The organism is Variovorax sp., assembly GCF_035634955.1.
In the GTDB taxonomy this organism is placed as follows: Bacteria; Pseudomonadota; Gammaproteobacteria; order Burkholderiales; family Burkholderiaceae_C; genus Variovorax.
Genome location: NZ_DASQBZ010000025.1, coordinates 202533 through 224235 on the forward strand (window position 1 = coordinate 202533; position 21703 = coordinate 224235).

A 21703-nucleotide genomic window follows, 5' to 3' on the forward strand; every position below is an offset into this window, starting at 1 on the left:
ATCACCGCACGTCAAGCCATGAGCCAACCACTACGCGTTCTGATCGTCGACGACGAGTCGCTGGCCCGCGCCAGGCTGCGCACCTTGCTGGGCGACTTCGGCGAGCCCGCTACGGCCGTGATGGGCGAGGCCGCCAACGGGCACGAGGCCTTGCATGCGCTGCACGGCGGCGGCTTCGACGTCGTCCTGCTGGACATCGGCATGCCTGGCCTGGACGGGCTGGAGCTGTCGCGCGCGCTGCGTCTGCTGGCGCATCCGCCGGCGGTGGTGTTCGTCACGGCGCATGCCGAGCACGCCTTGGCCGCCTTCGAGGTGGAAGCGGCCGACTACCTGACCAAGCCGGTGCGCGCCGAGCGGCTGCAGCAGGCCCTGCTTAAGGCGCAGCGCCTGCTTGCCGCCCGCCGCGCCGAACCGGCGCAGGAGGGCCAGGAGCACCTGCTGATCCAGGATCGCGGGCGGGCCGAACGGGTGCCGCTGTCGGAGGTGATCTACCTCAAGTCCGAGCTGAAGTACCTGACGGTGCGCACGGCGCTGCGCAGCCACATCCTCGACGGCGCCCTGAGCGATTTCGAGGAGCGCTACCCGCGCCGGTTCGTGCGGGTGCACCGCAACGCGCTGGTGGCGCGTGAGGCGATCCGTGCGCTGGAGCGGCAGGACGACGCCGGCGACGGCGAAGGCTGGGTGTTGCGGCTGCACGGCATCGCCGAGCCGGTGCTGGTGTCGCGCCGGCAGTTGCCGGCCGTGCGCGACGTGCTCAAGGAACGCTGATGGCCCGCGACCCGGAAGACGACGCACGGCCGGATGACGAGCGGCCGCCACCGGCGCTGGTAACCCTGCCGGCCCCGGCCTCGGCCCCGATGCCGGAAGGCGGCGACCGTGCCGCGCCGGCGGCAGAGCCGCAGCCGGGCAGCCCCCGTCAGCGTGGTCCGGTCGTCGTGCACATGCCGGTGGACGTGCGCAGCGCGGCGCTGGTGTTCCTGGCCGTGCTGGCTGGCGTGTTCACGCTGCGCTGGGCGTCCGCCGTCTTCATTCCGCTGATGCTCAGCCTGCTGCTGACCTATGCGCTGGCGCCGGCCGTGGACTGGCTCGAACGATGGCACGCGCCGCGCTGGCTGGGGGCCGGCGTCATCCTGCTCGGGCTCGGCGGTGCGTTCGGGTGGACCGGCTACTCGCTCTCCGACAGTGCCGCCGAACTGGTGGATGCATTGCCGGCCGCGGCGCAGAAGCTGCGCCTGGCACTGCGCACCAAGTCGACCCGGCCCAGCACCCTGGACACGGTACAGAAAGCCGCCAGCCAGCTCGAGCAGGCCGCGCAGGACGGCCGCAGCCCGGCGCTGACGCCGCGCGGCGTGACGCGGGTGGTGGTGGAGCGGCCGGCCTTCAACATCCGCGACTACCTGGTCAGCGGCACGCTCGGGCTGGTGACGGCGACGGGACAGCTCACGCTAATCGCTTTCCTGACCTACTTCGCGTTGTGTGCCGGCGACACCTTCCGCCGCAAGCTGGTGCGCATGGCCGGGCCCAGCCTGCAGAGCAAGAAGGTGACGGTCAAGATGCTGGACGACATCACCCGCCAGATCGAGCGCTACCTGCTGGTGCAGATCTTCACCAGCGCCGTGGTCGGCGTGACCACCGGCGTGGCGTTCTGGGCGCTGGGGCTTGAGAACGCGGCGGTGTGGGGCATCCTGGCGGCGGTGACCAACCTGATTCCCTATGTCGGCTCGCTCATCGTGATGGTGGCGGCGGCGCTGGTCGCCTTTCTGCAGTTCAACAGCATCCAGATGGCGCTGGCCATCGGCGGGGCCTCGCTGCTCGTGCATACCATCGTCGGCAATCTGCTGACGCCGTGGCTGACCAGCCGGGCCGGCCGCATGAACCCGGTGGCGGTGTTCGTGGCGGTCATCTTCTGGGGCTGGCTGTGGGGCATCTGGGGGCTGCTGCTGGGCGTGCCGCTGCTGATGGTCGTCAAGGCCGTGTGCGACCGGGTCGAGGACCTGCAGCCCATCGGCGAACTGCTGAGCGCCTGATTCGGCGGCGGCCGGGTCGGCCGGAGCCCATGCCGAACGGCGTATGTAAGAAATTGTGTTGACAGAATTGCTGCACTGCGAGACGCTTGGTTCGTCTCATTCAGTTTCACATTTGCAGCGAACCTGTGACGATCCTTGATGCCCGCGAATCGGCGCCTTCGGAGGGCGGTCCGAGCTTTTCCCTCGCCAACCGCCTGACGCGGGTCGCCTGGACGCTGGTCTGGGGCATCGGCGCGTCCTGGACGCCGCGCCAGCTGGCGCCCTGGCGACGGTTCCTGCTGCGCTGCTTCGGCGCCCGGATGGAGCCCGGCAGCGACGTGCGCGCCAGCGCCCGCGTCTGGCTGCCCGCCAATCTGCACCTCGGGCCGCGGGCGGTCATCGGCCCGCAGGTCAACGTCTACAGCATGGGCCCGATCGAGGTGGGCGCAGACGTGCTGGTGTCGCAGGGCGCACACCTGTGCGCCGGCACGCACGACAGCGATTCGCCGGAGTTCCAGCTGGTTGCACGGCCGATCCGTATCGGCGCCCGGGCCTGGATCGCGGCCGAGGCCTTCGTCGGCCCCGGGGCCCAGATCGGAGAAGGCGTGGTGCTCGGCGCGCGCGCCGTGGCATTCGGCGAACTGGCGCCCTGGACCGTGTACTCGGGCAATCCCGCCCGCCCCATCCGCCCACGCCGGCGCACGCCGCGGACCGATCGATGAACTCGCCACATCCCGCCGACGTGCCCGCCGACCCGCCCGCCGGCGACCCGCCCTGCGTGGTGGTGCTGCTGACCTTCAACTCCGCCGGCATCATCCGCGAGACGGCGGCCGCCGCGCTGCGGGTCAGCCCGCACGTGTACGCGGTCGACTCGGGCTCGACCGACGGGACCGATCGCATCCTGCTGGAGATGGGCTGCACCGTCGCGCAGCACCCCTTTTCCAACTACAGCGACCAGCGCAACTGGGCCATCGCGCAGGTCGAGGACCGCTACCGCTGGCAGTTGCACCTGGACGCGGACGAGGTGCTCGACGACCAGGCGGTGCGCGAGATCCGCGCACTGCTCGACGGCGCTGCCACGCACGACGCGTACATGCTGCGCCGGCGCGACTACTTCATGGGACGCATGCTGCGCTTCTCCGGCGTCAATCCGTGGCACCTGCGCCTTTTCCGCAGCGGGGTGGGCCGCTGCGAGGCGCGCCTGTACGACCAGCACTTCATCGCGCCGGCCGCGCAGGGCCGGGTCGGCCGTCTGGCCGGCTACATGCACGACAAGAACGCGCAATCGCTGAGCAACTGGGTGACCAGCCACAACCGCTGGAGCGACGCCGAGGCGCGCGAGAAGTCGCAGCCCGCCCAGGCGCCCGGCGCCGACGTGCTCCAGCCCCGTCTGCTGGGCGACGCACGCGAGCGCACCCGCTTCATCAAGCAGATCTACTACCGGCTGCCCATCGGCGTGCGCGCGTTCGCCTACTTCATCTATCGCTACCTGCTGCGCGGCGGCTTCCTCGACGGCCGCCCGGGCTTCTACTTCGCCTTCTTCCAGGCGCTGTGGTTCCGCATGCTGGTGGACGCCAAGCTGTGGGAGATGTCCCGGCAGCTGCCGCCACCGCCCGCCACCCCGGCCCGACCAGGGCCGGAGCCTTCTTCCACCAAACTGCAAGCGAACTCCTGATGCGCCAATACAACCCGTCCAAACGCATCCTGGTGACCGGCGGCGCCGGCTTCCTGGGCAGCCACCTGTGCGAACGGCTCATCGCCGCGGGCCACGACGTCCTGTGCGTGGACAACTTCTTCACCGGCACGCGGCGCAACGTGGAGCATCTGCTCGGCCATCCGCAGTTCGAGCTGATGCGCCATGACGTGACCTTCCCGCTGTACGTGGAGGTCGACGAGATCTTCAACCTGGCCTGCCCGGCCTCGCCGATCCACTACCAGCACGATCCGGTGCAGACCACCAAGACCAGCGTGCACGGCGCGATCAACATGCTGGGGCTGGCCAAGCGCGTGCGCGCCAAGATCCTGCAGGCCTCCACCAGCGAGGTGTACGGCGACCCGGAGATCCACCCGCAGATCGAGAGCTACTGGGGCCGCGTCAACCCCATCGGCATCCGCAGCTGCTATGACGAGGGCAAGCGCTGCGCAGAGACGCTGTTCTTCGACTACCACCGACAGCACCGGCTGCGCATCAAGGTGGCGCGCATCTTCAACACGTACGGGCCGCGCATGCACGTCAACGACGGGCGCGTGGTGTCGAACTTCATCGTGCAGGCGCTGCGCGGACAGGACATCACCATCTACGGCGACGGCAGCCAGACGCGCAGCTTCTGCTTCGTGGACGACCTGGTCGAGGCGATGCTGCGCCTTATGGCCACCGGCGACGAGATCACCGGCCCGATCAACATCGGCAACCCGGGCGAGTTTTCCATGCTCGAGCTGGCGCGCAAGGTCATCGAACTGACAGGATCGCGCAGCAAGCTGGTGCACATGCCGCTGCCCGCCGACGACCCCCGGCAACGCCGCCCCGACATCTCGATGGCGCGCGAGCACCTGGGCGGCTGGGAGCCGCTGACCCAGCTCGACGCCGGGCTCGGTCGGACGGTGGCATATTTCGACCAACTGCTTTCCACCGGCGGCGCAGCCGCCTGAGCCAACGCTCCACACGGTCCGCGACATGAACATCACCATCATCGGCACCGGCTATGTCGGCCTGGTCACCGGAACCTGCCTGGCAGACCTGGGCAACCATGTCTTCTGCCTGGACATCGATCCGGCCAAGATCGAGATGCTCAAGCGCGGCGAGGTGCCGATCTACGAGCCCGGCCTGGCCGAACTGGTGCAGGCGAACATCGCTGCCGAGCGGCTGGTGTTTTCCACCGACGTCGCGGCGGCGGTCGCGCACGGCGACGTGCAGTTCATCGCGGTGGGCACGCCCGCCGACGAGGACGGCAGCGCCGATCTGCACTACGTGCTGGAGGCGGCGCGCAACATCGGCCGCCACATGACCGGCTTCAAGGTGGTGGTGGACAAGTCGACCGTGCCGGTCGGCACCTCCGACAAGGTAGCCGCCGTGATCCGCGAGGCACTGGCCGCGCGTGGCATGGACGAACAGCGCTTCGCGGTGGTGAGCAACCCCGAGTTCCTCAAGGAAGGCGCGGCGGTGGACGACTTCATGCGCCCCGACCGCATCGTCCTGGGCGTGGGCGAGGACGACGCCGGGCAGGAGGCGCTGTCGGTCATGCGCAAGCTGTATGCGCCGTTCAACCGCAACCACGAGCGCATGCGTGTGATGGACCTGCGCTCGGCCGAGTTCACCAAGTACGCGGCCAACGCCATGCTCGCCACGCGCATCAGCTTCATGAACGAGCTGGCCAACCTGGCCGACCGCGTCGGTGCCGACATCGAGCTGGTGCGCCAGGGCATCGGCTCGGATCCGCGCATCGGCTACAACTTCCTCTACGCCGGCACCGGCTATGGCGGCAGCTGCTTTCCCAAGGACGTGCAGGCGCTGACGCACACGGCCCAGGAGCAGGGCCAGCGCCTGCGCGTGCTGGAGGCGGTGGAGGCGGTGAACGACGAGCAGAAGCAGGTGCTGCTCGAGAAGATCTTCCAGCGTTTCGGGCGCGACCTCACCGGCCGGCGCCTGGCGTTGTGGGGCCTGTCGTTCAAGCCCAATACGGACGACATGCGCGAGGCGCCCAGCCGGGTGCTGATCGGCGCGCTGCTGCGCGCCGGCGCCCGCGTCGTCGCGCACGACCCGGTGGCGGTCACGGAGGCGCGGCGCGTGCTGGCCCTCGACTTCGCCGACGCGCCGCAGTTGCTGGCGGGCATCCACTACGCCAGCAATCCTCTGCAGGCGCTCGAGGGGGCGGACGCCCTGGTCATCGTGACCGAATGGAAGGCCTACAAGAGTCCGCAGCTCGACCGCCTGAAGGCGCTGATGAAGACGCCGCTGATCTTCGACGGCCGCAACCTCTACGAGCCGTGGAACATGCGCGCGGCCGGCGTCGAGTACGTCGGCATCGGCCGGCGCGCCTGAGGCCGCGCGCCGGTTGCCGGCGCCGGCCCGCTTTCAGCCGGTGTTGCGCAGCCCCGCCGCCACCCCGTTGATGGACAGCAGGATGCCGCGCTGCAGGCGCTCGCCGCCGTCGCCTGCGCGGTAGCGCCGCATCAGCTCGACCTGCAGGTGATGCAGCGGGTCGATGTACGGAAAGCGATGGCGCACCGAGCGCTGCATGTCCAGGTTGCCCTCCAGGCGCTGGCGCGCGCCGGTGATCAGGGTCAGCGCTTCCGAGGTGCGGTGCCATTCGGCATCGATCATCGAGAACACCTTCTTGCGCAGCTTGCGGTCTTCGACCAGTTCGGCGTAGCGCGAGGCCAGCGCCAGGTCGCTCTTGGCCAGCACCATGTCCATGTTGGACAGCAGGGTGCGGAAGAACGGCCATTGCGCGTACATGCGCTGCAGCAGCGCGATTCGGCTCTTGCGCTCGGCAGCGGTCCCGGCGCTTTCCAGGAAGGATTGGACGCCGGAGCCGAAGCCGTACCAGCCCGGCAGCGTGAGGCGGCACTGGCCCCAGCTGAAGCTCCAGGGCACGGCGCGCAGGTCGTCGATCTTGTGGCTCGGGTTGCGCGACGCCGGACGCGAGCCGATGTTCAGTTCCGCGATCTCGCGGATCGGCGTGGCGCTGAAGAAGTAGTCGCCGAAGCCCGGCGTGCCGTACACCAGTTCGCGGTAGGCGGCCATGCTGGCGGTGGACAGGTCGTCGGCGGCCGACAGGAACTCGGCCGGCGCCGCCTTGGTCGGCGGCAGCAGCGTGGCCTCGAGCGTGGCGGCGACCAGCGTCTCGAGGTTGCGCCGGCCGATCTCGCGATTGGCGTACTTGGAGCCGATCACCTCGCCTTGCTCGGTCAGGCGGATCTGGCCGCGCACCGTACCCGGCGGCTGCGCCAGGATGGCCTGGTAGCTGGGGCCACCGCCGCGCCCGACCGTGCCCCCGCGGCCATGGAACATGCGCAGGCGCACCGCCTGGCCGTCGGGAGCGGCGCGCGCCATCTCGTCGAACAACCGCACCAGTGCGCCGCCGGTGCGGTAGAGCTCCCAGTTGCTGGTGAAGATGCCGCCGTCCTTGTTGCTGTCCGAATAGCCGAGCATCACGTCCTGCTCGCCGCCGGAGCGGCGCACCAGCGCGGCGATGCCCGGCAATTCGTAGAAGGCGCGCACGATGGGCGCGGCGTTGCGCAGGTCCTCGATGGTCTCGAACAGCGGCACCACGATCAGGTCGCAGACCGCGTCGCTGTCGAGCGTGCCGCGCATCAGGCCGACCTCCTTCTGCAGCACCAGCACCTCCAGCAGGTCGCTCACCGTCTCGGTGTGGCTGATGATGTAGTGCCGGATCGCCTCCTGGCCGTAGGCCGCCCGGACACGGCGCGCCTCCGTGAAGATGGCCAGTTCGCTGCGCGCGAGCGGCGAGTACTCGGCGTCGGGCACGCGCAGCGGGCGGGTCTCGTCGAGCAGGCGCAGCAGCAGCGTCTGCTTGGCTTCTTCCGCGAGCGTGGCGTATTCGGGCTCCACCCGCGCCTTGGCCAGGAGCTCGGCCAGCACCGCCTCGTGCTTGTCGGAGCTCTGCCGCAGGTCGACGGTGGCCAGGTGGAAGCCGAACACCTGCACGGCGCGGATCAGCGGCGCGAGCCGGTGCGCCACCAGCGCGCCGCCATGCTTTTCCTGCAGCGATTCCTCGATGGTGCGCAGGTCGGCCAGGAATTCGGATGCAAGCATGTAGGGGTTCTGCGGCGCCACCGCGTGGCGGGCCGCCTGGCCGCCGGTCAGGCCCTGCAATGTCGCGGCCAGCCGGGCGTACATGCCGGTGAGTGCCCGGCGATACGGCTCGTCGCGGCGGTGCTCGCTGGTATCGGGCGAGCGCTCGGCCAGCGCCTGCATCTCGGAGGTGATGTCCACCAGCGAGGCCGACAGCGACAGCTCGCCGCCCAGGTAATGCACCTCCGTCAGGTAGAAGCGCAGCACCATTTCGGCCTGCCGCCGCATCGCGTAGACGAGCGTCTCGGCCGTCACGTTGGGATTGCCGTCGCGGTCGCCGCCGATCCACTGGCCCATGCGCAGGAACGACGCCACGTTCTGCGTGCCCAGCGCCTGCTCCAGGTCGGCGTAGACGTGCGGGATCTCGCGCAGGAAGGTGGCTTCGTAGTAGCTCAGCGCGTTCTCGATCTCGTCGGCCACCGTCAGGCGGATGAAGCGCAGCAGCCTCGTCTGCCAAAGCTGCGTGACGCGGATGCGCAGTTGCTGCTCGTTCTGCGCCAGTTCGATCGGCGTGAGCGCGTCGGCTTTGCCTTCGCTCTGGGCGGCCCAGGCACGCCGGCGCAGCAGGATGTCGTCCCGCGCGGCCAGCAACTGGCTGATGCCGCGCTCGGCGTCGAGGATGCTCTTGCGCTGCACCTCGGTCGGGTGGGCGGTGAGCACCGGCGAGACGTAGCTGCCGGCGAGCGTCTGGACCACGGCGGCTGTGGACACGCCGGCCTTGCGGATGCGCGCCAGGGCTACCGCCAGGCTGCTCTCGACCGGCTCGCCGGCGCGCTCGGCCTGGGTGCGTCGGCGGATCTGGTGCCGGTCTTCGGCGAGGTTGGCCAGATGGCTGAAGTAGGTGAAGGCGCGGATCACCCGTACCGTCTGCACGGCACTCAACCCCTTGAGCAGGCTCTTGAGCGCGCGGTCGGCCGAGTGGTCGGCGTCGCGCCGAAAGGCCACCGAAAGGATGCGGATCTTCTCGACCAGGTCGAAGGTGGCGTCGCCCTCCTGCTCGCGGATGACGTCGCCCAGGATGCGGCCCAGGAGCCGGATGTCGGCCACCAGGGTTTCGTCGTCGGACTCCGTTCTCTTCTTCTTGCGGGTCGCGGGGGAGGGCATGGTCCTGGTGTTGTTCACGTCGCTCTTTCCTCGGTCCGGGTGGGCATTGGCAGCGGGTTGCTGCAACGCAGCATGCTAGCATCGAGCGCTGTTTTTCTGAGCGCCGGAGACACGCTTTGACCCCTCTCGTGATCGCCACGCGCGAAAGTCGGCTCGCCCTGTGGCAGGCGCGACACGTCCAGTCCCTGCTCGAGGCGCGCGGCCATGCCGTGTCCCTGCTGGGCATGACCACCCGGGGCGACCAGATCCTGGACCGCACGCTGAGCAAGGTCGGCGGCAAGGGCCTGTTCGTGAAGGAACTCGAACTGGCTCTTGAAGAAGGCCGCGCCGACCTGGCCGTGCATTCGCTCAAGGACGTGCCGATGGACCTGCCGGCCGGCTTCGTCCTGGCCTGCGTGCCGGCGCGCGAGGACCCGCGCGACGCGTTGGTCAGCCCGCATCACGACAGCCTGGCGTCGCTGCCGGCCGGCGCGGTGGTCGGGACGTCCAGCCTGCGCCGCACCGTGCTGCTGCGTGCCTTGCGACCCGACCTGCGCATCGAGCCGCTGCGCGGCAACCTCGACACCCGCCTGCGCAAGCTCGACGAGGGACACTATGCCGCGATCGTGCTGGCCGCTGCCGGCCTCAAGCGGCTCGGCCTGGAAGATCGCATCCGGGCCGTGTTCGAGCCCGATGTGATGCTGCCGTCCGCCGGCCAGGGTGCGCTGGGCATCGAGGTGCGTGCGGACCGCGCCGACCTGCTGCAGGCGCTCGCCCCGCTCGCCAGTGCCGCCGACACCTTGGCCACCGGCGCCGAGCGTGCGGTCAGCCGCGCCATGGGCGGCAGTTGCTCGATGCCCCTTGCGGCCCATGCGCGCTGGCAGGACGACGGCGCGCTGCGGGTGGACGCCGCATGGGGCGATCCCTCCGGCGCGCCTGGCGTGGTGAAGGTCCAGGTCGTCGCCCCAGTGTCGACCCCGGAACAGGCCCAGGCGCTGGGCCAGGAAGCCGCGCGCGCCTTGCGCGAGGGCGGCGCCGCCGTGCCGGCGTGACCGCCGTGGCCACTGCACGCCGGGTGCTGGTGACGCGGCCGTCGCAGGAGGCCGGACGCTGGTTGGAGGGCCTGCGCGCGCGCGGGTTCGATGCGCAGTGGCTGCCGCTGATCTGCATCGAGCCGTTGCAGGACGACGCGGCGCTGCGCGCGGCCCGTGCGGCGGCGGCGCGCTACCAGGCCTGGATGTTCGTCAGTGCCGCGGCCGCCCGGCATTTCCTCGGCGACGAAGCCCTGGCTGCGTCTGCCGGGGTGCGCTGCTGGGCCACCGGCCCGGGCACCGTTGCTGCCCTGCGCGATGCAGGCGTGCCGCTGCAGCGCATCGATGCGCCGGGCGACGACGCCGAGCGCTTCGATTCGGAGGCGCTGTGGGTGCGGGTGCGGGAACAGGTCGGCGCCGGCACGCGGGTGCTGCTCGTGCGCGGTGCCCAGGCCGACGGCCAGGAAGCGGGGCGCGACTGGCTGGCGCAACAGGTCGCCGCCGCGGGTGGACTTGTCGACACCGTGGCCGCCTACCGCCGGGTGGCGCCGCGCTGGGACCCGGCGCAAGGCGCACTCGCGCAGGCGGCGGCTCGCGACGGCAGCATCTGGCTGCTGAGCAGTTCGCAGGCCGTGGCCAACCTGGGCCTGGTGCTGCCGGGCTCGGACTGGTCGGCTGCATCCGCGGTCTGCACCCACCCGCGCATCGCGCAGGCGGCGCGGGCGGCGGGTTTCGGGCGGGTCGCGGTGTCGAACCCGCCGATCGAGGCGCTGGCCGCGTCGATAGAATCCTTGCAATGAGCCTTGCCCCCGCGACCGACGAAGCCCTGGCAGTGCCCGGCGATCGGGCCGCCGCCGGGCATGCCCCGCAGCCCGGCGCAGCCGGGACGATGCGCATCGTGGTGGCGGTGGTGGCGATCGTCGCCGTCGTGGCGCTGCTGATGGCCTTCTCGCTCTGGCAGAAGGTCAACGGCATGCAGGAGCAACTGGCCCGCCAGAGCGCCGACGCCCTGGCGCAGGCGGCCGAGGCGCGCACGCTGGCGCGGCAGGCCAGCGAAGTCGTGCGCGACGCGGCAGCCAAGGTCGCCCTCAACGAAAGCCGCATCGCCGAGCTGAACCTGCAGCGCGCGCAACTCGACGAGCTCATGCAGAACCTCTCGCGTTCGCACGACGAGAGCATGGTGGTCGACATCGAGGCTGCCGTGCAACTGGGCATGCAGCGCGCCCAGACCACCGGCAACGCCGAGCCGCTGCTGGCGGCCCTGAAGGCCAGCGAGCAGCGCGTCGCGCGGGCGGGACAGCCGCGCCTGGCCCCGTTGCAGCGGGCGCTGGCCCGCGATGCCGACCAGATCCAGGCCGTCGCCGCCGGCGGCGCCACTGATTCGCTGCACAAGCTGGACGACCTGATCCGGCTGGTCGACGACCTGCCGGTCGTCAACGACGTCGCCCGGACCGGCGGTGCCAGCCTGTGGGCGCCGGACCCGCTGCCGGCCGACGCCTACTGGTGGCAGCGCGTGTGGGCTGCCGTCCAGCAGGAAATCCGTGCGCTGGTGCGGGTCGGCCGGGTCGACCGGCCCGAGGCCGTGCTGGTCTCCCCCGACCAGGTCTTCTTCCTGCGCGAGAACCTCAAGCTCAAGTTGCTCGGCGTGCGCCTGTCGGTGCTGTCGCGGCAACTCGACAGTGCCCGCTTCGAGCTGGCTGCCGTCACCACGGCGTTGAACCGCTATTTCGATCCGCGTTCGCGCCGCACGCAGCAGGCGGCCACCCTGTTGCTGCAGTTGCAGTCGCAGCTCAAGGACGCGCCGGCGCTGAACATCAACGCGACGCTGACGGCGCTGTCGGCCGCTGCGGCCGGACGCTGAGGTCCGGGCATGCGCGCGGCACTGTGGCTCCTGGCGCTGTTCGGCATCGCTGCCGCGGTGGCGTTGTTCGCGGGCAGCAACCAGGGCACGGTGACGGTGTTCTGGCCGCCGTGGCGGGTCGACCTCTCGCTCAACCTGGTGCTCCTGCTGCTGCTGGCGCTGTTCGTCGTCCTGCACTTTGCGCTGCGCGGCATGGCCGCGTTGTTCTCGCTGCCGGCGCAGGCGCGCCAATGGCGCATGCAGCAGAAGGAGCGCGCCCTGTATGCCGCGCTGCTGGATGCGGTCTCGCAGTTGCTGGCCGGCCGCTTTTCGCGCGCCACCAAGGCGGCGCAGTCGGCGCTGGCGCAGGAACGCATGCTCGCGGGACTCGATGCGCGTCTGCCGCTGGCCAGGCAGGTGCGCGTGCTGTCGCATCTGCTGGGCGCCGAGAGCGCGCATGCCCTCCAGGACCGGCCGGCGCGGGATGCGCACCTGCAGCATGCACTCAATGAAAGCGGCGATGGCGACCTGAGCCTCGAGACCCGCGAAGGCGTCCAGTTGCGCGCAGCGCGGTGGGCGCTGCACGACCGCGACGCCCAAGGTGCGCTGGCGCGGCTGCACGAACTGCCGCACGGCGCCCAGCGCCGCACGCTCGCCCTGCGCCTGTCGCTCAAGGCCGCGCGCCTGGACGGCCGCACGCTCGAAGCCCTGGAAACCGCGCGCCTGCTGGCCAAGCACCGCGCGTTTTCCGAAGCGGCGGCGCACAGCATCGTGCGCGGCCTGGCGATCGACCTGCTGAGCGAGGCGCACGATCCTGCCCAATTGCGTGGCGCATGGTCGCGCCTCGAGCCCGCCGAGCGCGAAATGCCCGAGGTGGCGCTGCATGCCGCGCAGCGACAGGTGTTGCTGCGCGGCGACCTGTCGCTGGCCCGCGCCTGGCTGCTGCCGGTGTGGGACGGCATGACCGCCGGCTCGCTGTCTCTTGACGACAGCCTGCGGGTCAAGCTGATCCGGGTGCTCGAGGCCGGGCTCGATTCGGTCGACACCGACTGGCTCCTGCGCATCGAGACGGCGCAGCGCAACGATCCGCGCGATCCCAATCTCCAGTACCTCGCTGGCATGGCGTGCCTGAAGCGGCAGCTGTGGGGCAAGGCACAGCAATTGCTCACGCAAGCTGGCCTGGGCCTGAAGGACGCCGTCCTGCACCGGCAGGCCTGGCAGGCGCTGGCGCGCCTTGCCGAAGAGCGTGGCGACAGCGAACAGGCCGCCGCGGCCTGGAAGCGCGCGGCCGAGAGCGACGCTTTCCGCTAGGCTGCCGTCTGGCTCGCAATCGCATCCACCGATCGGGATAGCCCGGAAGAGGGCTGGTACGGCACGACAAATGTGAAGTACATTCGGTAACGATTGCGAAAGTATTAATTCTTTTCGCTTCTGGAGGTGAATTTGAGGTCTTCGGTGTTACTGGCGTGGCTGCTGCTTCCGCTTGCGATCCTCTCCGGCTGTGCGGTGGTCCCGGGCTACAGCTCGCCGCGCAACGACAAGTCCACGGCGCCCGCGCTCCCGCCCCGGGCCGATGGCAGTGTCTCGCCTACCGATCTGCCGCCCGACGGGGCGATCACCGAAATCACGCCCGACCTGAATGCGCGCATGCGGGCGGCGCTGGCCGACGGCATCTCGCCGCAGGTGCAGGCGCTGATCGGTGAGCCAGGGCCCTACCGAATCGGCGTAGGCGACTCGATCGGCGTGCTGGTGTTCGACCACCCCGAACTCGTCTTCAGCAGCACCCCGGCCACCACCGTGGCCGATCCGGCCAGCGTCTCGCCGGCTCCGGGTTTCCTGGTCTCGACCAACGGGACGCTCACCTTTCCGTACGCCGGGCCGATCCAGGCCGCCGGCATGACGATCCAGGAGCTGACGGATACGCTGGTGTCCCGCCTGAGCCGGGTGTTCCGCAACCCGCAGATCCAGGTGCGCGTCGAGGCCTTCCGCAGCAAGCGCGCCTACCTCGAAGGGGAGGTCGCCAGCCCGGGGCTGCAGGTCTTCACCGATATTCCGATGACGCTCCCGGAGGCGATCAACCGGGCCGGCGGCATCACGGCGACGGGTGACCGCTCGAACGTGACGCTGTCGCGCAAGGGCGTGACGACCACCATCGACATGATGCGCCTGGCCGAGGCCGGGGTGGACCCGTCGCGCATTCCGCTGCAGAACGGCGATGTGATCTTCGTGCGCAACCGCGACGAGCGCAAAGTGTTCGTGATGGGCGAACTGGTTGCTGCGCAGGCGATGCTGATGCGCAACGGCCGCCTGACGCTCAACGATGCGCTTGGCGAGGCCGGTGGCATCAACATGGGCACGGCCAACCCGCGCCAGATCTTCGTGATCCGCAACCAGCCGGAAGGCGGACGGACCATCTTCCACCTCGATGCGGACACGCCGACGGCGCTGGCCCTGGCCGACGGATTCCCGCTGCAGCCGCGTGACGTGGTCTACGTCGATCCGGTGCCGCTGGTCCTCTGGAGCCGCGTGGCCAACCTGATCCTGCCGTCGAGTTCCGCCTACACCTCGGTACGCAACATTCCCAGATAGGCCCCCTATGGTTCATCTCGTGCCCGATACATCGCGTATGTCAGCCCCGCCGGGGCGCTCAATGCCCCTCGGGCGGTCGGGTGGGCACTGAGATGAGCGCCAAGCTGACCCATTCGGGCCTGGGGCCCATGAATTCCGCGTCGCCTTTCGACACCCCGGAGGCAGAGGTCGACGTCAGCCGCTACGTCGAGGCTCTGGTCTCGCACAAGTGGATGATCGTCGCCATCACGGTGACCGTCACGCTGCTGGGCGTCGTCTACGCGCTGCTGCAGCGTCCCGTATACGAAGCGACCATGCTGGTGCAGGTCGAGGATTCGGAAGGCGCGAGCCGCAACGTGCTCGGCGAGGCCAGCACGTTGTTGGACGCGAAGACGCCGGCGGCGGCGGAGATCGAGATCATTCGTTCGCGCTCGGTCATCGGCGCTGCGGCGGATGCCACGCAGGCCTATGTCTCGGCGATGCCGCGCTACGCGCCGTACGTGGGCGGCTGGCTGGCGCGGCGGGCGTCGGGCCTGTCCGAGCCCGGATTCCTGGGCATGCCGGGCTATGTCACGGGTACGGAACGCATCGCCGTCGAGCGACTGGAAACCGGACGAAGCCTCGAGGGCGTCCAGATGACCATCACGGCGCAGGGCGGCGGCCGCTTCGAACTGACGGCGCCGAATTGGCCCAGGCCGATCGAGGGCGAGGTCGGCTCGATGCTCAAGACAGACACGCCCAACGGCCCGATCGAACTCAAGGTGTCGGTGCTCGATGGCCGCCCGGGCGCGCAGTTCCTGGTTTCGCGGGGTTCGCGGCAGGCGACCATCGATGCGATCCAGGGCAGCCTGTCCATCTACGAGCGCAGCAAGCAGTCGGGCATCGTCGCTGTCTCGCTTCAGGATGGCAGTCCACCGCGGCTGGTCCAGTTGCTCAACGTCATCGGCGCCCAGTACGTTCAGCAGAACATCAACCGGCGCGCGGCCGAGGCGCAGAAGTCGCTGGCCTTCCTGGATGTGCAGCTGCCGGCGTTCAAGCGCCAGCTCGAACAGTCCGAAGAAGCCTTTAACCGCTTTCGCAATCTCAACGGGTCGGTCTCGATCGACGATGAAGGTACGCAGGCGCTGGGCCTGGTGGTGGAGCGGCAATCGAAGTTGTTCGAGGCTCAGCAGCGCCGCACCGAGCTCGCGCAACGATTCACCTCGGCGCATCCGGTCGTGCAGACGCTGGACGCCCAGATCGCCGCGCTGAAATCCAGCCTGTCCGAGGTTCAGGCCCGCATCCGGGCGTTCCCGCAATTGCAGCAGGAGGCCGTGCGCCTCGAGCGCGACGTGCGCGTCAATTCCGAGCTCTACCGGTCGCTTTTGAACAACGCGATGCAGCTGCGGCTGGTCAAGGAGGGCAAGGTGGGCAACGTGCGCGTGCTCGACGAGGCGGTCGAGCCGATGCTCCCCATCAAGCCGCGGCGCACGACCATCGTGGCTGCCGCCCTGGCGCTCGGTCTGTTCCTCGGCGTGATGGCGGCGCTGCTGCGCAACATGCTCGTCGAGCACCGGATTCGCGACGCCTATGAAGTGGAAGCGGGCACGGGCATGGCCGTTTTCTCCGCCATTCCCTTCAGCACGCGCCAGGCGACCATCGCCCAGCGGCGCCTGACCGGACCCACCGGCGTGCGCCTGCTTGCAGTCGAAAACCCCGATGATTCCACCGTCGAAAGCCTTCGCAGCATGCGCACGGCGCTGCAGTTCGCCATGCTCGAAGCGCCCAGCAACCGGGTGATGATCACCGGGCCGACCCCGGGTGTCGGCAAGAGTTTCGTCACTGCCAATTTCGCGGCGCTGCTGGCGGCGTCGGGCAAGAAGACCCTGCTCATCGACGCCGACCTGCGTCGCGGCCGCCTGCACCAGTACCTGGGCTTGCAGCGCCACGGCGGGTTGTCCGAACTGATCGCCGGCAGCCTGACCATCCAGCAGACCGTCCACAAGCAGGTCACGCAGAACCTGGATTTCCTGGCCACCGGGCAGTTGCCCCCCAACCCGGGCGAACTGCTGACGTCCGACTCCTTCGCCAACGTCATGAAGCGGCTGTCGGAGCAGTACGACATCGTGGTGATCGACACGCCGCCGGTGCTGGTCGCGTCGGACGCCTCGTCGACTGCCGTCCATGCCGGTACCGTGCTCATGGTGGCCAAGTCGGACATGTCCACGATGGGTGAGATCAAGGAATCGATGCGGCGGCTGTCGCTGGGCGGCAAGACCGCCGCCGGCGTGCTGCTCAACGGCGTCGACAACCGCCGCCGGTCCTACGGCAACAGGATGGGCCGCTACAGCCACGCGGACTACGGCTACGAGAGCATCCTGCCGGAACACCAGTAGCGGCGCGGGGTGCGGTGCGCGAACGCACCCGCCCATCCATCCCTTCCCTCCTTCGGCTGCGGGCGCTGAGCCCCTGGTGGTCAGTCGCGCCCGCGCGGGGCCGCCATGCAGGCGTGCAGGTCGGCCTCGAGGCGATGGAGCACGCTGTCGCGCGCCAGGGTTTCTTCGGCAATCGTGCGCGCGCGCAAGCCGAGTTCGCGCCGCAGATCCGGCGCGGCCGCCAGCGTGCGCACGGCTGCGGCGAAGGAATCGGCGTCCTGAGGAATCGCCAGCAGGCCGCATTGGGCCACCACGTGGCCCAGTTCCGTTTCCGGCCGGGCGCCGGCCACTACCGGGCGTCCGCTGCTGAGCATGCCGGTGAGCTTGGATGGCATGACCAGATCCGCGGCGTCCGCTTTCTGCGGCAGCAGGTGGATGTCGGCCAGGCCGAGCAGGTCGGGCAGGCGCTCGAGCGGCTGGAGATCGAGGAAGCGGACATTCGGCAATGCCGCGCACGCCTGGACGAGGGCCGCGCGTGCCGCCCCTTCGCCGCAATAGACGAAATGAATGTCGGTCCGGTCCTGGAGCCTTTCGGCCAGCCCGGACAGCACCTCCAGGCCCTGCTTGGCTCCCATGTTCCCCGAATAGAGCGCGACCACATCCGTCTGCGCAATGCCGAGTTCGGCGCGGTAGCGGCTGGGCTCGGTCAGTGGCCGCACCGCCGAGACGTCGACCCAGTTGGGCAGGGCGCGCAGGCGCGCCGGGTCGACGCCCTTGTCGCGGGCGCGCTCGAGCATCCGGGCGGAGATCGTCGAGACGCGGTCGAAGCGTTGCAGCAGCCAGCGCTCCGCTGCGCAGGCGACGCGGCGCAGACGGTCGCCCTTGAGCAGTCCGAGTTCGAAGGCCGCATCCACTTCGTAGTCCTGGATGTGGAGCCATGCCGCGGCTCCGCTCATGCGGGCCAGTGCGAGGGCACCGGGCGCGCAGGCGAAAGCGGGCGCCACCATCCAGACCACGTCCGGCTTCCAGCGCCATTGAGCCAGCAGCATGGGCAGGCTGGTCAGGGCGAAGGCGCCCAGGTGCAGCAGGCGCCGCAGGCCCGTGGGCTTGGCGGGAACCCATAGCGGGCAGCGCATGACCTGCACGCCCTGCCATTGCTCACGGCCATAGCGGCCCGCGCGATAGCCCGGCCAGACCGACCAGGCGGGGTAGTACGGCGGCGCGGTCACGACGCGCACGTCGTGGCCCTGCGCTGCCAGCCACTGGGCCATCTCCCCGGTGTACTTGCCGATGCCGGTGAGCTCGGGTGCGAAATTGATCCCGTAGAGCAGCAGCTTCATGCGGCCGGCGCCGCTGGCCCGGGCATGCGGCTGCGGCGGCGCCTCGTGCGCCGGCGCGAGCGGCCCGGCCGGCAATGCCTGGCGTTGCGTTTCAGACATGGGCGCTGCGCCCGTCCAGCCGGCCTGCGCGATCGGGATGATCGGGATGCGACTCGAGCACGACGCCCACCAGCGCCCGTGCGACCTGCTCCATCCGGAAATTCTGGTCGAAGCAGTCGCGTGCGGCCTGGCGCATCTTCCGCCATCGTTCGTCGGGCGTGGCCAGCCAGCGCCCGAGCGCGGCGCTGGTGCCTTCCGCCGTATCCGGTGCCACGTAGCCGGCGCCTGCATGCTCGATCTCGCGCCAGATGTTGACCTTGTCGCTGATGAGCACGGGGCAGCCGCAAGCCAGTGATTCGACCACCGCGACACCGAAGTTCTCCTGGTGCGAGGGCAGGCAGAAGGCGTCGGCAGTGCGCAGGGCGCCCCACTTGACCGCGCCTTGCAGCATGCCGGCCCAGAGGATCCGGTCGCTGACGCCAAGCCGTCGGGCCTGCTGCTCCAGTTGCGCCTGCCACTGCGGCTGGGCGGGGCCGGCCATGACCAGGTGCACGTCGGGCGCACCGGCGCAGGTACGGGCGAAGGCCTCGATCAGCAGGTCGCAGCCCTTCTTCGGATGGATCCGGCCCAGGAACAGGAGCACGCGCTTGCCGCGCAGTTGAGGAAACGCCGAACCGAATGCCTGCCGCGAAGCCTGCGGATCGTCGTCGGGCGGTGCGGTGCCGAATGACACGATCGCCTCCTTGCACCGATACAGCCAGAAGGCCTGCCGTGCCAGCAGGCGCTCTTCCTCGCAGGTGAAGAGAACCCGGCGCGCATCGCGCAGGACGCGGTACTCCGCCCACGGCCAGTACAGCCACTTCTTGAGGTGCTTGAGCGGGTGGCGGTGCTTGAACCAGGGGTCCAGCATGCCGTGCGGAAAGACGAAGTAGGGCGTTTGTGAATGAGCCAGGGCCTGGCGTGCGGCCAGGCCGATGTACTGCCACAAGCCGTTGACGATGACGGCATCGAAGCGGTGTGCATGCGCATCGAGCCACGGCCGCAGGCGTGCGCTGTAGCCGAACCGGCCGCGGCCAGGGCCGAGGGCATGCAGCGGCGCATCGAAACCCGCAGCGCAGGGCGCGTCCGCGGCATCGAGCGAGACGAACTCGCCGTCGTGGCCCAACTTGGCCAATGCGCGGTGCAGTTGCGTGGCACCCTCGATGGGACCGCCGCCGGCCGGATCGACCGAGGCGATGAGATGCAGGAATCGCATGCCGGTTCGCACCCTCTCAATCGAAGAAGCGCAACCGTGGATAGCGCAACGTCAGCAGGCCGAGCGCCAGCAGGATGCCGATCAGCCCATGGGCCGTCAGCTGGCCGATCACCGGCCAGGTGGTCAGCGCCAGCCCAAGGGTCAGCCACACCAGCACGGGGAAGATCGCCCGCGTGCGCAAGCTTTGCCTGATGCTCACGGATACGCCGATGCCTATGGCGATCAGCTTGAGCACGATGAACAATGCGCCGAGGAGGCCGCCCTCGATCAACGATCGACCCTGCTCGGTCTCGCCGAACGTGAATACTGCGCGGCTGCTGAAGCGGGCGAACCCGGCCAGGTTGGATCCGATGCCGATGCCCGCGCCCAACCAGTCGGCGCGGTCATAGGTGGAAGCCTCGCCCACCAGGGTAGTGACCAGGCGCTCGGCAATGCCCTCGGTCTGCGCCGCGCTTTCAAAGCGTTCCTGGGTGGTCCTGAGCGCGTCGCTGAAGACGAAGGCCAGCGCGCCGATCAGGCAGATGGCGACCACCGCCGCGATCATGGCGCGGCCCTTCTGACGCATCGGCGAGAAGGCCAGGTTGCCCACCAGGTAGAGAAAGAGCAGCCCGCCGAGAAACAGGAAGGAGGCGCGCGCCCCGCTGACCAACGTGCAGACGATCAACGCTGCAAACGTTGCCGCCGCCAAAATGCGGTGCCTCGGCCTGGTCTTGCGTGCTTCGAAGATGCCGAGCGCGAACGGCGCGCACATTGCCGCGAACGTGACGAAGCCCGCGGTGAAGCTGAAAGTGCCCGTCGTTCGTACCACGCCCGCCGTCAATTGGAAGACTTCGTCGACGTCATCGCCGAGCGACTTGTTGATGAAGCTCTCGGGCGGTGCCTGGCGCTGCAGCGCGACGAGCGGGGCCATCAGCAACAGGGCCAGCATGAGGACGCGCAAGGCGACGACGTAGTCGCGTTCGTTCATGCCCGCGGCGGCAGCGACTGCGAACCAGAACGAGAGCAGCCAGAAGCGCAGGCCGATCAGGAAGACGGTGAAGGTGCTTTCGCCGAGGGTCAGCTGCAGCAGGCCCCAGCCGACGACGCAGCAGGTCCACAGCAGCATCGCCCGCGACAGGAGGGGCAGGCGGGCGAAATGACCCAGCCAGAAGGCGCGGCCGATGGTGAAGACGACCAGCAGGTCGCGCAGCCCGATCAGCGGCGTCGACATGGCGTTGGACACCCATTTGCGCACCGCTCCCTCGTAGATCAGGATGAGCATCACGGCAATGAATAGCTTGCCCGTGGTCGAAACCCGGCCCGCGACGGCAAGCCTCGGCGGCGCAGTCCCGGGGGCAGCGGCCGGCCTGCCGGTGAAGCTCGGCGTCATGGCGTGGCGCATATCAGTTCCCGCAGGGACATGGCGTGGGCTTCGGCGCGGTGCGGCTGGTACCAGGCGAAGGCGGCCTCGCCGACGGACTGCGCTTCGGACTGCGCCTGGCCGAGTGCCGCGGTGCCGGCCAGGTAATGGCGGCCCGCCGACAGCCCGTCATGCAGCGGGTACCGTTGCGTCAGCAGCAGGGTGCACACGCCATGCGCGCAGTACGCGGCATAGACCCCGCTCTTGGCCAGCACGTGCGTGGGATAGGACAGGACGCCGAACCGGGCCTGTGCCAGGTGGCGGCTGACATCCGCGGCCGGCAGGGGGCCGTGGGCCTGGATCTGGCCGGTCGTTACCAGCTCGCGGTAGCCCTGCGAGTCGATGACCGGGCCGATGTCATGGATCTCCAGGCCTTCGCTGCGAACCCATTGCCAGAACGAAGGGTCCAGACGGGCGTAGGCCATCGCGCGAATCTGGGGGCCGCCAAATACCACCACCGTGTTCGAGCGCGGCCCGGGTAGCGCTTCAGGTTCACCTACGTTGGAGCAGACCGGCAGCACCCGGTTCGGCACTTGCGGGCAGTGTCCGCGCAGCCAGCGGGCTCCCGCGTCATAGCTGGTCAGCCAGTAGCTCGACAATCCGCCCAGTTCGCCGGCGATGTGCCGTTGCAGCGGGGCGAGCCAGAAGGCCGAACGCCACGGCACGGTGGCCCCCATGAACAATTCGTGGAAGTAGATGCCGATACGCGCACCGCGCTCGCGCAGTTGCCGCATGCGCGTCACCAGCCACGTTGGAATGCCGCGCGGATGGTAGCCGTAGCCGCTGAAGTGCAGCACGATGTCGCCATCGCCGTAGTCGGCCAGCGCGGTCTGCGGCGTCGGCGCAAGTATGCGGCTCGCCATGCGGCGCCCCAGGATCTGCGCGTAGTCGTGAACGCCGCCGGTTCCCGCCGGGATGAGCGAGACGACTTCCCTGGGCATGGTGCGGCTGTGTACGGCAAGGCTGGACATCG

General features: G+C 69.5%; 17 protein-coding genes. 12 read left to right on the forward strand and 5 right to left on the reverse strand.

Annotated features, from left to right (window positions below; translation table 11 throughout):
- Nucleotides 1–18: 18 nt before the first annotated feature.
- The 6 genes from VES41_RS15250 (at nt 19) to VES41_RS15275 (ending at nt 6045) form a co-directional block, all read left to right on the forward strand.
- Complete coding sequence (locus VES41_RS15250) at nt 19–768, forward strand: LytTR family DNA-binding domain-containing protein (RefSeq protein ID WP_324818559.1); 750 nt, start codon at nt 19–21, stop codon at nt 766–768.
- Nucleotides 768–2027: an AI-2E family transporter gene (locus VES41_RS15255; protein ID WP_324818562.1), complete on the forward strand. Its 1260-nt coding sequence runs from the start codon at nt 768–770 to the stop codon at nt 2025–2027. Before VES41_RS15250 ends, VES41_RS15255 begins: the two co-directional genes overlap by 1 nt.
- A gap of 125 nt (nt 2028–2152) precedes the next feature.
- Nucleotides 2153–2728 (forward strand): putative colanic acid biosynthesis acetyltransferase, encoded by a 576-nt coding sequence (locus VES41_RS15260; protein ID WP_324818565.1) that lies wholly within the window; start codon nt 2153–2155, stop codon nt 2726–2728.
- The gene (locus VES41_RS15265) at nt 2725–3681 is read left to right on the forward strand and encodes a glycosyltransferase family 2 protein (protein WP_324818567.1); all 957 of its coding nucleotides are present in this window, start codon (nt 2725–2727) and stop codon (nt 3679–3681) included. Before VES41_RS15260 ends, VES41_RS15265 begins: the two co-directional genes overlap by 4 nt.
- Nucleotides 3681–4655: a UDP-glucuronic acid decarboxylase family protein gene (locus tag VES41_RS15270; RefSeq protein ID WP_324818569.1), complete on the forward strand. Its 975-nt coding sequence runs from the start codon at nt 3681–3683 to the stop codon at nt 4653–4655. Before VES41_RS15265 ends, VES41_RS15270 begins: the two co-directional genes overlap by 1 nt.
- Before the next feature lie 25 nt (nt 4656–4680).
- Nucleotides 4681–6045 (forward strand): UDP-glucose/GDP-mannose dehydrogenase family protein, encoded by a 1365-nt coding sequence (locus VES41_RS15275; protein ID WP_324818571.1) that lies wholly within the window; start codon nt 4681–4683, stop codon nt 6043–6045.
- Nucleotides 6046–6078: 33 nt separating this feature from the next.
- Here VES41_RS15275 and ppc read toward each other — a convergent pair whose 3' ends face one another.
- Nucleotides 6079–8925 (reverse strand): phosphoenolpyruvate carboxylase, encoded by a 2847-nt coding sequence (ppc, locus tag VES41_RS15280; protein ID WP_324819534.1) that lies wholly within the window; start codon nt 8923–8925, stop codon nt 6079–6081.
- A 116-nt stretch (nt 8926–9041) separates the two neighbouring features.
- Between ppc and hemC the strand changes: the two genes are divergently transcribed.
- The 6 genes from hemC (at nt 9042) to VES41_RS15310 (ending at nt 16718) form a co-directional block, all read left to right on the forward strand.
- On the forward strand, nt 9042–9956 hold the full coding sequence (gene hemC / locus VES41_RS15285) for a hydroxymethylbilane synthase (RefSeq protein ID WP_324818574.1): 915 nt from the start codon (nt 9042–9044) through the stop codon (nt 9954–9956).
- Complete coding sequence (locus tag VES41_RS15290; protein WP_414719144.1) at nt 9953–10735, forward strand: uroporphyrinogen-III synthase; 783 nt, start codon at nt 9953–9955, stop codon at nt 10733–10735. Before hemC ends, VES41_RS15290 begins: the two co-directional genes overlap by 4 nt.
- Nucleotides 10732–11796 (forward strand): uroporphyrinogen-III C-methyltransferase, encoded by a 1065-nt coding sequence (locus VES41_RS15295; RefSeq protein ID WP_324818579.1) that lies wholly within the window; start codon nt 10732–10734, stop codon nt 11794–11796. Before VES41_RS15290 ends, VES41_RS15295 begins: the two co-directional genes overlap by 4 nt.
- A gap of 9 nt (nt 11797–11805) precedes the next feature.
- Nucleotides 11806–13086 (forward strand): heme biosynthesis protein HemY, encoded by a 1281-nt coding sequence (locus VES41_RS15300; protein WP_324818582.1) that lies wholly within the window; start codon nt 11806–11808, stop codon nt 13084–13086.
- A gap of 126 nt (nt 13087–13212) precedes the next feature.
- Nucleotides 13213–14364, forward strand: coding sequence for a polysaccharide biosynthesis/export family protein (locus VES41_RS15305; RefSeq protein ID WP_414719145.1), 1152 nt, complete (start codon nt 13213–13215; stop codon nt 14362–14364).
- A gap of 92 nt (nt 14365–14456) precedes the next feature.
- The gene (locus VES41_RS15310) at nt 14457–16718 is read left to right on the forward strand and encodes a polysaccharide biosynthesis tyrosine autokinase (RefSeq protein ID WP_324818588.1); all 2262 of its coding nucleotides are present in this window, start codon (nt 14457–14459) and stop codon (nt 16716–16718) included.
- Nucleotides 16719–16798: 80 nt separating this feature from the next.
- Here the strand turns inward: VES41_RS15310 and VES41_RS15315 are convergent, their stop codons facing one another.
- The 4 genes from VES41_RS15315 to VES41_RS15330 are packed head-to-tail and all read right to left on the reverse strand — an operon-like array spanning nt 16799 to nt 21701.
- Nucleotides 16799–18136: a glycosyltransferase WbuB gene (locus tag VES41_RS15315; RefSeq protein WP_414719146.1), complete on the reverse strand. Its 1338-nt coding sequence runs from the start codon at nt 18134–18136 to the stop codon at nt 16799–16801.
- Nucleotides 18129–19331 carry a glycosyltransferase gene (locus VES41_RS15320; RefSeq protein WP_324818590.1) on the reverse strand — a complete coding sequence of 401 codons (1203 nt, stop codon included), beginning with the start codon at nt 19329–19331 and terminating at the stop codon, nt 18129–18131. Before VES41_RS15320 ends, VES41_RS15315 begins: the two co-directional genes overlap by 8 nt.
- Before the next feature lie 16 nt (nt 19332–19347).
- Entirely contained in the window at nt 19348–20700 is a 1353-nt protein-coding gene (locus VES41_RS15325) for a hypothetical protein (RefSeq protein ID WP_324818592.1), read from the reverse strand.
- Complete coding sequence (locus tag VES41_RS15330; RefSeq protein WP_324818594.1) at nt 20697–21701, reverse strand: hypothetical protein; 1005 nt, start codon at nt 21699–21701, stop codon at nt 20697–20699. The genes VES41_RS15325 and VES41_RS15330 overlap by 4 nt, the downstream gene beginning before the upstream one ends.
- Nucleotides 21702–21703: the final 2 nt, after the last annotated feature.